Genomic DNA, 13,191 nt, shown 5'->3' with positions numbered 1-13,191 from the left:
CACGCATGGCGTGGGTCTACCCCCCGTCAGGCCGCCACCAGCTCCGCGTCGATCTGCCGCGAGCGATCAAACGCGGTCAGTTCCGCCATGCGAGCGATGAACGCGGCCGTGGCCGGCGCCGGCTTCACCAGGCCGAATGCGGTGGTCCACTGCAGCGCGTTGCCCCACAGCACATCGGCGGCGCTCATGGTGTCACCCAGCAGGTACGGCCCCTGCGCCAGCTGGGCCTCGATCACCTGCAGCACGGTGTCGGCGTCGTTGTAGGGCGAGAACGCGTGCGGCGGCGGGTCGCGGTGCATCGCGCGGTCGATCATCGCCGGTTCGAAGCAGGCCCCGTAGAAGGCCATCCAGCGCAGGTAGGGGCCACGCAGGGCATCGCCGATCGGCGGCGCCAGCCCGGCTTCCGGGTACAGGTCGGCCAGGTACAGATAGATGGCCACCTGCTCGGTCACCAGGGCGCCGTCGTGCACGATCGCCGGCACCTTGCCCATCGGGTTGATCGCCAGGTAGGTCGGGGCCAGGTTGGCACCGGCCTTCAGGTCCAGCACGTGCAGGTGGTAGTCGGCGCCCAGTGCCTCCAGCAGGGCGACGGCCCCGCTCGAGCGTGAACGGGCGGCGTGGTAGAGGGTGATCCGGCGTGCATTCATGGTAGTGCTCCTTGCGACGGGGTGGTGTAGTGGGAGGCCATCCTGGGGCACAATCGCGGACGACTTCTGTCCGCGATCCTTCATGCGCCATACCGCCCATCGACTGCTGCGCCTGATCGCCCTGCTGCAGGCCCGCCGGCACTGGTCCGGCGCCGAACTGGCCGAACGCATGGGGGTGGACCGGCGCAGCATCCGCCGCGACATCGAGCGCCTGCGCGAGCTGGGTTATCCGGTCCAGGCCTCGGCGGGCGTCGGCGGCGGCTACCGGCTGGGTGCCGGCGCGCCGGTGCTGCCCATGCTGCTGGATGAAGAGGAGGCGACCACCCTGGCCATTGCCCTGCGGGCGGCCTCGGCCACCGTCTCCGGCATCGACGACACCGCCCGCGGCCTGCTGTCCAAGTTGGATCCGCTGGTGCCGGCGCGGCGCCGGCAGCAGGCCGGCGAAGTGCATGCGGCCACCGCCACCCTGTCCGACCTGCCGGCCACCGACGCGCGCCTGCTGGGGCGCTTGGCCCAGCATTGCCGGCAGGCGGCACGGCTGGCCTTTGAATACCGCAGCGCACAGGACGTGGTGACCCAGCGCCAGGTCGAGGCCCAGCACCTGGTCAATTACGGGCGGCGCTGGTATCTGCTGGCCTGGGACCTGGTCCGCCAGGACTGGCGGACCCTGCGCGTGGACCGGATGGGCGCGGTGCAGGCCCAGCCCGAGCCCGGCCTGCACCGGCGCACGCCCGCGCCACCGGATGTGATGGTGCGCCAGGCGGTCAGCCAGGCGCCGTTCGCCCTGCAGGCCATCCTGCGCCTGCAGGGCAGCCTGGCCGAGCTGGAAGGTCGCATTCCGCCCTGGTGCGGCGTGCTGGAAGCAGACGGCAGCGACCATTGCCTGCTGCGGATGGGCGCGGAAAGCTGCGGCATGATGCTGGCCCAGATCCTCAGCCTGGACCGGCTGCCAGTGGCGCTTTGGACCACGCCCGGCGGCCTGCGCGACGAACTGGCCCAGCGCCTGGCCGGCCTGGGGCAGCTGCTGGCTGTGCCGCCGGTCACGGACTGAGGCCCACGGCTTGGCAAGCCGTAGCGAAGCTGGGACACTCGCCGCCATGAAGGGGAGACTGGGGACAACGGCGATCATCATCGCTGCGCTGACCGCTGCGCCGGCCAGCGCCGGCACCCTGTACAAGTGTGTCGGCGCCGATGGCGTCACCAGCTATGTCAGCAAGCGTGTGGCCGGGGCCCGCTGCAGCACCATCAGCTACACCCGCGATACCCGCCGCCCGGTCGCACCGCGCGCCACCCCGCCGGCAGCGCCGGTGCAGACCGCCAGCGCCAATCCGGTGCCAACGGCCGTGGCCAGCGCCGAACGCAACCCGGTCGCGGTGGCCGCCAGTGCCGCCAGCCCGGCCGTTGCTGCCACCGCCGCCCCCAAGCCGGTCGCCAGCATGCCGGTCGCCAGCGCGCCGCGCGGCGGTCGCATGGTCAGTGGCCAGGTCTATTCCTACATGCAGGACGGCGTGCGCCACTACACCAGCGCGCGCCCCGCCCAGGTGGCCAACCTCGGCCCGGTGCGCACCATCCGTTACAGCTTCATGGAGCGCTGCTACGCCTGCGGGGTCAACCCGCGCGTGGACTTCGGCAGCGTGCGCCTCAACACCACCTCCTTCCAGACCGAGATCGCCTCGGCCGCGCGCGAGTTCGGCGTGGAAGAAGCGATCGTGCGCGCGATCATCCATGCCGAATCGGCCTACAACCCGACTGCGCTCAGCCGCGCCGGCGCGCAGGGCCTGATGCAGCTGATGCCGCCCACCGCCGCCCGCTTCGGGGTGAGTGATTCCTACGACGCCAGCCAGAACATCCGCGGCGGCGTGCAGTACCTTGCGTGGTTGTTGAAGCGCTTCAATGGCGACCTGACCCTGGCTGCGGCGGGCTACAACGCCGGCGAAGGTGCGGTCGACCGCCATGGTGGCGTGCCGCCCTACAGCGAAACCCAGTACTACGTGCGCCGCGTCGGCCAGCTGGCCGATCGCTACCGCACCGCGCTGACCAAGCAGTAGCGCCAGGCCATGCCTGGCGAGCGAAGCGGCAAGCAGCCGGTACCGACCGGCCGCTGGCCGGCAACCCCGTAATTCAATGTTGTTGCAATGCGTTGTGTGGCGCGCGACGGTTCCGCTACACTCGGCCATGATTCAATGCGGCTCTGGCCCCCACCGGATCCGCTGGCAGCCTTAAAGCTACCTAATCAATATCGGAGTGCCGGATGGCCAACGATGGGGTACACGATCCAGTCAACACCGGACGTCGGCGTTTTCTTTCTGCCACCACAGCCGTGGTGGGCGCCGTCGGCGTCGGATTCACCGCAGTTCCTTTCATCAAATCCTGGAACCCCAGTGCCCGCGCCAAGCTTGCCGGCGCACCGGTGGTGGCCGACATCAGCGCCCTGCAGGAAGGCCAACGCCTGATCGTGGAATGGCGTGGCCAGCCGATCTGGATCGTCAAACGGTCCAAGGCCATCCTCGATGCGCTGCATGGGCTGGATGGCCGTCTCAAGGACCCCGAGTCCGGCGAGAAGGACCAGCAGCCGGACTACGTGCTGAAGCAGAACCCCGAGCTGCGTTCGATCAAGCCGGATATCTCCGTGCTGGTCGGCCTGTGCACGCACCTGGGCTGCTCACCGGAAATGGTGGCCGAGATCCGGCCCGAGCCCTATGACCCGCAGTGGAAGGGCGGCTATTTCTGCCCCTGCCACAAGTCGCGCTTCGACATGTCCGGCCGCGTCTTCAAGGATGTGCCGGCGCCCATCAACCTGAAGGTGCCCGCGCACCACTACCAGGACGACAACACCATCATCATCGGTGTCGATCCGCAGGGGGCTGCCTGATGGCCAATATCCTCGCCCGTACCGCCAGCGGCGTGGCCGACTGGGTCAACGCCCGCGCGCCCGGCCTCATGCCGGTGTACCGCAAGCATGTCAGCGAGTACTACGCGCCGAAGAACTTCAACATCTGGTACTACTTCGGTTCGCTGGCGCTGCTGGTGCTGGTCAACCAGATCGTCACCGGCATCTTCCTGACGATGCACTACAAGACCAACGCCGCCGAGGCGTTCGGTTCCATCGAATACATCATGCGTGATGTGGAGTGGGGCTGGCTGATCCGCTACATGCATTCCACCGGGGCCTCGCTGTTCTTCATCGTGGTCTACCTGCACATGTTCCGCGGCCTGCTGTACGGCAGTTACCAGAAGCCGCGCGAACTGGTGTGGATCCTGGGCATGCTGATCTACCTGGTGCTGATGGCCGAAGCCTTCATGGGCTACGTGCTGCCCTGGGGCCAGATGTCGTTCTGGGGTGCGAAGGTCATCATCTCGCTGTTCGGCGCGATACCGGTCATCGGCAATGGCCTGACCGAATGGATCATGGGCGACTACCTGCCCAGTGACGCCACGCTCAACCGCTTCTTCGCCCTGCACGTCATCGCCCTGCCGCTGGTGCTGCTGCTGCTGGTGGTGCTGCACCTGGGCGCGCTGCACGAAGTGGGTTCGAACAACCCCGATGGCGTGGAGATCAAGAAGGGGCCCAAGGGCAACCGCTGGTCACCGAACGCGCCGGCCGATGGCATTCCGTTCCATCCGTACTACACGCTCAAGGACGGTGTCGGTGCCGGCTTCCTCCTGATCATTGCCGCCTTCATCATCTTCTTCGCGCCGGCCTTCGGTGGCCTGTTCCTGGAACACGACAACTTCACCGAGGCCAACCGCCTGGTCACGCCGGAACACATCAAGCCGGTCTGGTACTACACCCCGTACTACGCGATGTTGCGGGTGGTGCCCAACAAGCTGGGCGGCGTGCTGGTGATGTTCTCGGCCATCGCCATCCTCTTCCTGGTGCCGTGGCTGGACCGCGCGAAGGTCAAGTCCTACCGCTACCGCGGCGTGCTGTCGCGGGTGCTGCTGGGCGTGTTCGCGGTGTGCTTCGTCTGGCTGGGCGTGATCGGCTCGGGCCCCGGCACCGACGCGCACGAGACCTACGTCGGGCGGGTGCTGACCTTCCTCTACTTCGCGTTCTTCATCACCATGCCGCTATGGACAAGGTTGGACAGGACCCGGCCGGTACCGGAAAGGGTGACCACCCATGACTGAGCGCTGGATGGCCCGGTTGGCCCTGGCGGCCACCCTGATGCTGGGCAGTTTCCTGGCCTCCGCCGCTGAAGGCGGCACCAAGCTGCTGCAGGCCGGCAACGACCTGGGTGACCGCGCGTCGCTGCAGCGCGGTGCGCAGCTGTACATGAACTACTGTTCCGGCTGCCACGCGCTGAAGTACCTGCGCTATTCGCGCATGGCGCAGGACCTGGGGCTGAGCGAGGAAGAGGTGATGAACAACCTCAACTTCACCGGCTCGGCCATCGGCGATCCGATCCCGGTGGCGATGCCCAAGGAGAACGCGGAGAAGTGGTTCGGCAAGATGCCGCCCGACCTCAGCCTGATCGCGCGCGTGCGTGGCAGCGACTGGGTCTACACCTACCTCAAGTCGTTCTACCTGGACAGCAGCCGCCCGCTGGGCTGGAACAACGCGCTGTTCGCCAACGCCTCCATGCCCAACCCGCTGTGGGAAATGCAGGGGCTGCAGCACGCGGTGCACGGCAAACCCGAAGCGCCGGGCATGGATCCGCCGGTGACCGGCCTGCGCATCGAAACACCGGGCAACGTCGATGCAGGGCAGTACGACCAGGCGGTGCGTGACATCACCAACTTCCTCGAATATGCAGGTGAACCGGCGGCGCTGAAGCGCCAGCAGCTGGGCGTCTGGGTGATCCTGTTCCTGGCCTTGCTGACCTTCCTGCTGTACCTGTTGAAGAAGGAATACTGGAAGGACGTTCACTGATTCTGTGCCCGGCCATCCGCTCGGCCTATTGGCTTTTGTGATGGTCGGTTGCACACTCGGGGAGGAGTCGACCGCCAGCACGGTGCTGGCGGCGCCGATGCGGCAGGCGGTCTCCTGTCGTAGGAGAGCCTTTGATGGCGGCGAGCGTACGCATGCGCAATACACTGACGCTGTTTTCCTCGAACGATGATGTGCTGTGTCACCGGGTCCGCCTGGTCCTGGCGGCCAAAGGGGTCAGCTATGACTTCGTTCCAGTCGACCCGCAGAACCCGCCTGAAGATCTGATCGACCTCAATCCCTATCACTCGGTGCCGACCCTGGTCGAACGCGAGCTGGTGCTGTACGCCGCTTCGGTGGTCAGTGAATATCTGGACGAGCGCTACCCGCATCCGCCGCTGATGCCGGTCGATCCGTTGTCCCGTGCGCGCATCCGCTTGGCGATGCTGCGCATCGAACACGACTGGGTGCCGCAGGTACAGGCCATCCAGCTGGGCAACAAGACCCAGGCCGAAGCCGGCCGCAAGCGTCTGAAAGAGCTGCTGACCGCCTCGCTGCCGCTGTTCAAGGCCAGCAAGTTCTTCCTCAATCCGGAAATGAGCCTGGCCGACTGCGCCATGGCCCCGATCATCTGGCGCCTGCAGTCGCTGGATGTGCCGCTGCCGAAGGATGGCAAGGCCATCGAGGACTACGGCAACCGCATCTTCCGCCATCCGGGTTTTGTCCGCAGCCTGACCGACCAGGAAAAGAAGCTGCGCGACCTGCCGGGCTGAATCGGGGCAGGGCCACCCGTCTGCATGCCTGCCGGTGTGCAGGCGATCCGCCCCCGTGGGGGCGTCGTGCGCGTACACTTCACGCATGACCGACGACTTCTTCCACATGACCAGCCACCGCCCGTACCTGCTGCGGGCACTGGTGGAATGGATCAACGACAACCAGCTGACCCCGCACATCCTGGTCGACGCCGGCGTTCCCGGCGTGCAGGTACCGCCTTCGGCGGTGAAGGATGGCCGGGTGGTGCTCAACATCGCCGAACGGGCGGTGGTGCGGCTGATGATCGACAACGAGATGGTGAGCTTCTCGGCGCGCTTCTCCGGCACCAGCTACCCGGTGCAGGTGCCGATCAGCGCCGTGCTGGCCGTGTATGCGCGCGAGACTGGGCAGGGCATGGCGCTGCCGGATGACATTCCCGGTACCGAACCGGCGCCGACCAGCGATGAACTGCTGCACGACGGCGAGGCGCCGTCGGACGACACGCCACCGGACGACCGTCCGCCGACCAGTCCGCCGCCGAAGGGTCGCCCGACGCTGCGCGTAGTCAAGTAACGGGTAGGTGCCGGCCGTTGGTCGGCGCGCTCCTGCCGCTGCGCTCCCCGGGCATGGCCCGGCGCTAGCGACTAGACGTCCTCTGCGTCGTCCACATCCGCGCGGATCTGGCTGATCCGCGCCGCGCCGGGGCCAGTGAAGGAAACCAGCTGGTCGCCGCGCAGCACCATGCGCCCCACGTGGCGGTCGATGCCATCGTAGGAATATTCGAACTTGAAGGTGCGCTCGAAGCCGAGCCGGCCATCCTCGCCGCGCGACAGGCGCAGGCCGGTGGCGTGCACCGCCTGGTCCAGCCATTGCACATCGGCCGCACGGCAGGCGTTGCGGCCCAGTTCAACTGCACGTTCGGCAGCCGAACGCGCGGCGTTCCAGAAGAAGTACACGATGCCGCCGGCGATCAGCAGCAACAACAGAGTGGGCATGGCGTGGCGCGTCAGTAGGTGATGCCGCAAAGATGGCGGCGAACGCCCTGCGGATCAAGCCATGCGCTCAGCGTTCGACCGGTACTGCCACCGCGGCCGGTGTGCCTGGCGGTGGCGGGATGGCTTGAGCGGGCGGGGCGGGTGCCGACAGCGGCGCCGTCGCGGTCAGCTGCAGCAGCGCGGCCCAGTCCTGCCGGTTGAAGCTGCATTCGTCTTCGCGCCCCGGCGTGCAGCTGGGGTCGATGCCGGTGTTGTTGCGATCGCGCGCGGGCGGCAGCTTGATCAGGCCGGTGCGCTCCAGCGTCAGCAGACGCATGGCCACGGTGTTCATCACGTTGCCGCCCACCAGATACAGGGTCTGGTCGCCGCCCAGGTTGGCGGCCACCACCACTTCGCAGTGCGACTTCCAGTGCCCCACCGAGCCGTTGCCCAGTGCCTGCACCAGGCCGCTGTAGCTGAGCGTGCTGCTGCGGTCGCGCAGGAAGCACAGCATGTCGCCCGGCGCGGGCTTGGCCGTGGCCGGGTCCACCAGCCGGTACGGTACGCCGGACGGCCCGGCCTGGTAGGCGGCGCGGATGTAGTCGATGTGGCGCGGCGAGGTGTTGAAGCCGGGCACGCCGGCGCGGGTCATCACCCAGGAAATGAAGGCGGCCGACCACGGGTTGTCGACCAGGAAGGCGCGGCAGTCGCTGTCGGTGTAGCGTGTGCCCAACGGTGCCAGGCAGCTGCTGGCACCGGGGATGCTGCCCATGGCATTGAGCGTGCCGCTGTCGCGCCAGTAGCTGGCCACGCGCTGCCAGGCGATCAGACCGTTGTCGGCCAGGTGCTCGCTTTCAGCTTCGGTCACGCTGAGGCTGGCCGCGCGGCCGTCGCGGTCGATGAAGGGGCGGTACCACAGCCGGTGTTCGTTGCAGGCGGCATTGCGGATGGAGACGGCCAACGGGCTCAGGCCGAACCGAGGCGGCACATCGCAGGCTTCGGCGGCGGCCGCGCACAGCGGCGCGGCGGCCAGCAGCAGGTAGGCAGGCAAGAGCATCCGGCGCATGCGCGGCTCCTGTGGGGGATGGCCGCAGCGTCGCAGAGGCAGGCGTAGCCGAATCGTGAAGGCGAGCCGGATCCCGTAGAGCCGAGCCTATGCTCGGCTCATCGCGCGCAGCGCGTGCGGGTCGCGCTGCAGATCGAGAGGCAGCCGGGCGTGGGCTCGGTTCTACAGGGTCCTGCGGGCCTCAACCCGGCGGCGGCCCCAGCTTCAGCGACAGGTCAATGGCCTGCACGTGCTTGGTCAGGCCGCCGATGGAAATGCAGTCCACGCCGTCCTCGGCGATCGCGCGCAGTCCTTCCAGGCCGACACTGCCGGACACTTCCAGCGGAATGCGGCCGGCGGTGATGCGCACCGCTTCGCGGCGCAGCTGCGGGCTGAAGTCGTCCAGCAGGATCCGTTCGCAGCCGGCATCCAGCGCCTGCTGCAGCTGCTCCAGGTCCTCCACTTCCACCACCAGCGGCAGGTCCTGCCATTGCCGGCGCGCGGCGGCGACGGCGGCCGGCAGCGAGCCGGCGGCACGGATGTGGTTTTCCTTCAGCATCACCGTGTCGTACAGGCCGAAGCGATGGTTGTCGCCCCCACCGCAGCGCACCGCGTACTTCTGCGCCAAGCGCAGGCCGGGCAGGGTCTTGCGGGTGTCCAGGATACGCGTGCCGGTACCGTCCACCGCAGCCACGTAGCGGGCAGTGGTGGTGGCGGTGCCGGACAGGGTCTGCAGGAAGTTCAGCGAGGTGCGCTCGGCGCTGACCAGGCTGCGGCTGCGGCCGTGCAGCAGGGCCAGCACGGTGCCGGCGGCGACGCGGTCGCCCTCGGCCACGCGCCATTCGATGCGCACCTCCGGGTCCAGCGCGCGGTGGGTGGCGTCGAACCAGGGGCGGCCGGCGATCACCGCATCCTGCTTGCACAGCAGGTAGGCGCTGTCGGCCTGGTCAGGCAGCAGGGCGGCGGTGACGTCGCCGCTGCCGAGGTCCTCGGCCAACGCGCGGGCGACATCGGCCGCAACGAGGGCCGCATCCGGCGCCGGCAGGGTCGTCATGCGGCCGGGAAGTCGGCGATCTGCGCGGTCGGGATGGCCTCTTCGGCCAGCAGCACCGGAATGCCGTCGTCGACGCGGAACACCTGCTTGCGGTCGCGGGTGACCAGCGCCTCGCGCAGCGGCTGGGCCAGCGGGTTGCCATCGGCCTTGTTCACCGAGCCGGCGGAAATGGCCTTGTTGAGGGCTTCCAGGCCCTTGCCATCCAGCAGGGACAGGGGCTGGCGGGTGTCCGGCGACACCAGCAGGTCAAGCAGCTTGCGATCCATGGTTCTTCGTCTTGCGTGGAAGACGGCTAGAATACGTCTTTAAGGCAGGTGACGGCCAATGACCCCCAACCCGATCGCGCCGCTTGTCGGCATCGTCATGGGTTCCCGCTCCGACTGGGAAACCATGCAGCACGCCGCCCAGAAGCTTGAAGCCCTGGGTGTTCCGTTCGAAGTGAAGGTGGTGTCCGCCCACCGCACCCCGGACGTGTTGTTCAGCTATGCGGAAGAAGCGGGCCCGCGCGGCCTGCGCGCGATCATCGCCGGTGCCGGCGGGGCTGCGCACCTGCCGGGCATGATCGCCGCCAAGACCGCCGTGCCGGTGCTGGGCGTGCCGGTGCAGTCCAAGGCCCTCAACGGCATGGATTCGCTGCTGTCGATCGTGCAGATGCCGGCCGGCATTCCGGTCGCCACCTTCGCCATCGGCAACGCCGGTGCATCCAATGCGGCACTGTTCGCCGCGGCGATGCTGGCCAGCGACCAGCCGGCCATCGGCCAGGCCCTGGAAGCGTTCCGTACGCGCCAGACCGAAGACGTGATGGCCCACGACGATCCGCGCCAATGAGCCAGACTGTCGGCATCCTCGGCGGCGGCCAGCTCGCCCGCATGATGGTCCTGGCCGGTGCGCCGCTGGGACTGCGCTTCGAACTGTACGACCCGGCGGCCGACGCCTGCAGCGGCCCGTTGGCGCCGCTCACGGTCGGCGCCTTCGATGACCGCCAGGCGCTGGCGGACTTCGCGGCCAAGGTCGATGTGGTCACCTTCGATTTCGAGAATGTGCCGGCCGACAGTGCGCAGTTCCTGGCTGACCGCGTGCCGGTCTACCCGCCGCCGGCTGCGCTGGCCGTGGCCCAGGACCGGTTGAGCGAGAAGACGCTGTTCCAGCAGCTGGGCATTCCGCTGCCGGCCTTCGCCGATATCCGCAGCCGCGACGAACTGGCTGCGAAAGCCACCGAGTTCGGCCTGCCCTGCATCCTCAAGACCCGCCGGCTGGGCTACGACGGCAAGGGCCAGTTCCGCCTGCGCACCGAAGCCGACATCGATGCGGCGTGGGAGGCGCTGGGCGCCCAGGTCGAGCGCACCGGGCTGATCCTGGAGGGTTTCGTCGCCTTCCAGCGTGAAGTGAGCGTGGTTGCCGTGCGCGGCCGCGATGGCAGCTTCCAGGCGTGGCCGGTCACCGGCAACTGGCATGTCGATGGCGTGCTGTCGGCCAGCGTGGCCCCGGCGGTGCTGTCGGCGGCCGAGCAGGAGGCGGCGATCGGTTACGCGCGCCGCGTGGCCGAGCACCTGGGCTATGTGGGCGTGTTCGCGCTGGAGCTGTTCTGCCGCGATGGCGAGCTGCTGGCCAATGAGATGGCGCCGCGCGTGCACAACTCCGGCCACTGGACCATTGAAGGCAGCGAGACGTCGCAGTTCGAGAACCACCTGCGCGCCGTGCTGGGCCTGCCGCTGGGCAGCACCCGCATGCTCGGCCATGCCTGCATGCTGAACTGGCTGGGCGCGATGCCGGACCCGGCACCGGTGCTGGGCCAGGCCAGCGGCCACTGGCATGACTACGGCAAGCAGGCGCGCGAGGGCCGCAAGGTCGGCCACGCCACCCTGCGTGACGATGATGCCATTGCGCTGGCCGATGCGCTGGAGCAGGTCGGCCTGGAGCTGGACCGCCAGGCCCAGGTGGCGCCGGCCGTGCACGCGTTGCGCAACCGCTGATTCCGGTAGTGCCGGCCGCTGGCCGGCAAAGCCCTCAGCCCAGCTGGCTCTCGGCGAATTCCCAATTGACCATCTGCCAGAACGCGTCCAGATAGCGTGCGCGCTCGTTCTGGTAGTCGGTGTAGTAGGCGTGTTCCCACACGTCGCAGCACAGCAGCGGGGTGCTGTTGCCGGTCAGCGGGGTGCCGGCATTGCGGGTGGCCTGGATGCCGAGCTGGCCGCCGGGGTGCTGCACCAGCCAGACCCAGCCCGAGCCGAACAGGGCCAGCGCAGTGCGGTTGAATTCCTCGCGCAGGCGCTGGACATCGCCGAACTGGCGCTTGATCAGCTCGCCCAGCCGCCCCTGCGGCTCGCCGCCGCCACGCGGGCGCAGGCACTGCCAGTAGAAGCCATGGTTCCAGGCCTGCGCGGCCGCGTCGAACAGCTTGCCCTGGCTCTGGCGGACGATGTCCTCCAGTGTCGCTTCTTCCCACTCGGTGCCGACGATGGCGGCATTGACCGCATCCACGTAGGCACGGTGGTGGTGGCCGTGGTGCAGTTCCACGGTCTGCGCGGACAGGTGCGGCTGCAGGGAGCCGGGCAGGTAGGGCAGGGCAGGCAATTCGACGGGCATGGACAGGTTCGTGGCCAGGAGGACGGCGGCAGCCGGTTCCATCGGCTTACAATGGCGGCTACCGTGGGCAGTCTAGCCGACCACTGCGGTCGGTTTGTCCGGCGAAGCAAGGAGTGAGGTGTGGCGGTAATGCAGCAAATCCAGGCCGAGGTGGATCGTTACCCGCTCGTGCTGTTCATGAAAGGCACCCCGCAGTACCCGACGTGCGGTTTTTCCAGCCGCGCCGTGCAGGCGTTGATGGCCGCCGGCGCCGTTGCCCTGCGCACGGTCAACGTGCTGGAGGAGCCGGAAATCCGCGCCAACCTGCCGCGCTTCTCCAATCTGCCGACCTTCCCGCAGCTGTTCATCAACGGGGAGTTGATCGGCGGCTGCGACATCATCATGGAACTGTTCGAATCCGGCGAGCTCAAGCGCATCGTCGAAGAGGCGACCCAGGGATGAGTGCCTGGCCATCGACGTCAGCGACCGACGCGGCGCTCGATGGCCGTCCATTGCAGGACCGGGTGATCCTGGTGGCCGGGGCCGGTGGTGGGCTGGGCAGCGCTGCTGCCGTGGCCGCCGCATCCGCCGGTGCCACCGTGGTGCTGCTGGGGCGCAAGCCGCGCCGGCTGGACCGGGTCTACGCACAGGTGCAGGCCGCCGGGCCGGAGCCCTTGTTGTACCCGCTGGACATGGAAGGCGCCGGCCCCGATGACTACGCCGAACTGGCCCAGGCCCTGCAGCGCGAGCTGGGGCGGCTGGATGGGCTGCTGGTCTGTGCCGCGCACTTCCCCGGCCTGACCCCTTTCGAGCTGGCCGACCCGGCCAGTTTCGCCCGCGCCGTGCACATCACCCTGACGGCCCCGGCCTGGCTGGCCCAGGCCTGCCTGCCGCTGCTGCGCCAGCGTGAGGACGCGGCCCTGGTGTTCGCCGTCGATGCACCCGAGCGGGTAGGGCAGGCGTACTGGGGTGGCTATGGCGTGGCACAGCACGGGCTGCGTGGCTTGATCACCAGCCTGCACGATGAACTGGGCCGCAGCCCGGTGCGGGTCAGCGGCCTGTATCCGGGTCCGTTGCGTACCGCCTTGCGGGCCCGCGCCTATTCAGTCGACCAGGATCCGGCCGCCCAGGGCCCGGAAAGGGCCGCCGCTGCGGCCGTTGCGCTGCTGTCTGCGTCCGGCGACGCCTGGCGCGGCCAGGTACTTGACGCCAGTCACAATACTGTCTCCGGTTAACCGGACGATAAGGCGGAATGAAGGTTCCGTCACGATCGCGTTGCGATC

The 13,191-nt window shown here is 68.4% G+C and carries 17 protein-coding genes; 11 read left to right on the top strand and 6 right to left on the bottom strand.

Features of this window, described 5'->3' with window-relative positions; translation table 11 throughout:
- Positions 1-26 precede the first annotated feature (26 nt).
- Positions 27-647 carry a glutathione S-transferase family protein gene (locus ACM2ZB_RS07440; protein WP_416058001.1) on the bottom strand — a complete coding sequence of 207 codons (621 nt, stop codon included), beginning with the start codon at positions 645-647 and terminating at the stop codon, positions 27-29.
- Between the two features lie 82 nt (positions 648-729).
- On the opposite strand from ACM2ZB_RS07440, the gene ACM2ZB_RS07435 reads away from it, so the two are divergent.
- From ACM2ZB_RS07435 to ACM2ZB_RS07405, 7 genes are all read left to right on the top strand, one after another.
- A complete protein-coding gene (locus tag ACM2ZB_RS07435) occupies positions 730-1,698 on the top strand; it encodes a helix-turn-helix transcriptional regulator (protein WP_416058000.1) in 969 nt (322 codons plus the stop codon).
- A 46-nt stretch (positions 1,699-1,744) separates the two neighbouring features.
- Positions 1,745-2,695, top strand: coding sequence for a lytic transglycosylase domain-containing protein (locus tag ACM2ZB_RS07430; RefSeq protein ID WP_416057999.1), 951 nt, complete (start codon positions 1,745-1,747; stop codon positions 2,693-2,695).
- A gap of 203 nt (positions 2,696-2,898) precedes the next feature.
- Complete coding sequence (gene petA / locus ACM2ZB_RS07425; RefSeq protein ID WP_004151998.1) at positions 2,899-3,519, top strand: ubiquinol-cytochrome c reductase iron-sulfur subunit; 621 nt, start codon at positions 2,899-2,901, stop codon at positions 3,517-3,519.
- Positions 3,519-4,778 (top strand): cytochrome bc complex cytochrome b subunit, encoded by a 1,260-nt coding sequence (locus ACM2ZB_RS07420; RefSeq protein ID WP_313438544.1) that lies wholly within the window; start codon positions 3,519-3,521, stop codon positions 4,776-4,778. The genes petA and ACM2ZB_RS07420 overlap by 1 nt, the downstream gene beginning before the upstream one ends.
- Positions 4,771-5,520: a cytochrome c1 gene (locus ACM2ZB_RS07415; protein ID WP_416057998.1), complete on the top strand. Its 750-nt coding sequence runs from the start codon at positions 4,771-4,773 to the stop codon at positions 5,518-5,520. Before ACM2ZB_RS07420 ends, ACM2ZB_RS07415 begins: the two co-directional genes overlap by 8 nt.
- Before the next feature lie 134 nt (positions 5,521-5,654).
- Entirely contained in the window at positions 5,655-6,290 is a 636-nt protein-coding gene (locus ACM2ZB_RS07410) for a glutathione S-transferase N-terminal domain-containing protein (protein WP_108759619.1), read from the top strand.
- An 85-nt stretch (positions 6,291-6,375) separates the two neighbouring features.
- Positions 6,376-6,843 (top strand): ClpXP protease specificity-enhancing factor, encoded by a 468-nt coding sequence (locus ACM2ZB_RS07405; RefSeq protein ID WP_313438538.1) that lies wholly within the window; start codon positions 6,376-6,378, stop codon positions 6,841-6,843.
- A gap of 71 nt (positions 6,844-6,914) precedes the next feature.
- Here ACM2ZB_RS07405 and ACM2ZB_RS07400 read toward each other — a convergent pair whose 3' ends face one another.
- From ACM2ZB_RS07400 to ACM2ZB_RS07385, 4 genes are all read right to left on the bottom strand, one after another.
- On the bottom strand, positions 6,915-7,265 hold the full coding sequence (locus tag ACM2ZB_RS07400; RefSeq protein ID WP_303638571.1) for a DUF3301 domain-containing protein: 351 nt from the start codon (positions 7,263-7,265) through the stop codon (positions 6,915-6,917).
- Between the two features lie 67 nt (positions 7,266-7,332).
- Positions 7,333-8,310, bottom strand: a complete 978-nt coding sequence (locus ACM2ZB_RS07395) for a DUF2272 domain-containing protein (RefSeq protein WP_416057997.1) — start codon at positions 8,308-8,310, stop codon at positions 7,333-7,335.
- A 181-nt stretch (positions 8,311-8,491) separates the two neighbouring features.
- The gene (nadC, locus tag ACM2ZB_RS07390) at positions 8,492-9,343 is read right to left on the bottom strand and encodes a carboxylating nicotinate-nucleotide diphosphorylase (RefSeq protein ID WP_416057996.1); all 852 of its coding nucleotides are present in this window, start codon (positions 9,341-9,343) and stop codon (positions 8,492-8,494) included.
- Complete coding sequence (locus tag ACM2ZB_RS07385; RefSeq protein WP_108746345.1) at positions 9,340-9,609, bottom strand: Trm112 family protein; 270 nt, start codon at positions 9,607-9,609, stop codon at positions 9,340-9,342. Before ACM2ZB_RS07385 ends, nadC begins: the two co-directional genes overlap by 4 nt.
- Before the next feature lie 58 nt (positions 9,610-9,667).
- Between ACM2ZB_RS07385 and purE the strand changes: the two genes are divergently transcribed.
- Both purE and ACM2ZB_RS07375 read left to right on the top strand, forming a co-directional pair.
- Positions 9,668-10,171 carry a 5-(carboxyamino)imidazole ribonucleotide mutase gene (purE, locus tag ACM2ZB_RS07380; RefSeq protein WP_079221357.1) on the top strand — a complete coding sequence of 168 codons (504 nt, stop codon included), beginning with the start codon at positions 9,668-9,670 and terminating at the stop codon, positions 10,169-10,171.
- Positions 10,168-11,316, top strand: a complete 1,149-nt coding sequence (locus tag ACM2ZB_RS07375) for a 5-(carboxyamino)imidazole ribonucleotide synthase (RefSeq protein WP_416057995.1) — start codon at positions 10,168-10,170, stop codon at positions 11,314-11,316. Before purE ends, ACM2ZB_RS07375 begins: the two co-directional genes overlap by 4 nt.
- 34 nt (positions 11,317-11,350) lie before the next feature.
- Here ACM2ZB_RS07375 and ACM2ZB_RS07370 read toward each other — a convergent pair whose 3' ends face one another.
- Positions 11,351-11,929 carry a superoxide dismutase gene (locus tag ACM2ZB_RS07370; RefSeq protein WP_416057994.1) on the bottom strand — a complete coding sequence of 193 codons (579 nt, stop codon included), beginning with the start codon at positions 11,927-11,929 and terminating at the stop codon, positions 11,351-11,353.
- A 120-nt stretch (positions 11,930-12,049) separates the two neighbouring features.
- Between ACM2ZB_RS07370 and grxD the strand changes: the two genes are divergently transcribed.
- Together grxD and ACM2ZB_RS07360 are read left to right on the top strand one after the other, a co-directional pair.
- Positions 12,050-12,370: a Grx4 family monothiol glutaredoxin gene (grxD, locus tag ACM2ZB_RS07365; protein WP_313438523.1), complete on the top strand. Its 321-nt coding sequence runs from the start codon at positions 12,050-12,052 to the stop codon at positions 12,368-12,370.
- The gene (locus ACM2ZB_RS07360; RefSeq protein ID WP_416057993.1) at positions 12,367-13,143 is read left to right on the top strand and encodes an SDR family NAD(P)-dependent oxidoreductase; all 777 of its coding nucleotides are present in this window, start codon (positions 12,367-12,369) and stop codon (positions 13,141-13,143) included. The genes grxD and ACM2ZB_RS07360 overlap by 4 nt, the downstream gene beginning before the upstream one ends.
- Positions 13,144-13,191: the final 48 nt, after the last annotated feature.

Origin of the sequence: Stenotrophomonas maltophilia, assembly GCF_047782825.1 — a bacterium.
Classification (GTDB): Bacteria; Pseudomonadota; Gammaproteobacteria; order Xanthomonadales; family Xanthomonadaceae; genus Stenotrophomonas.
This window is presented reverse-complemented; position numbering and strand designations above follow the sequence as displayed.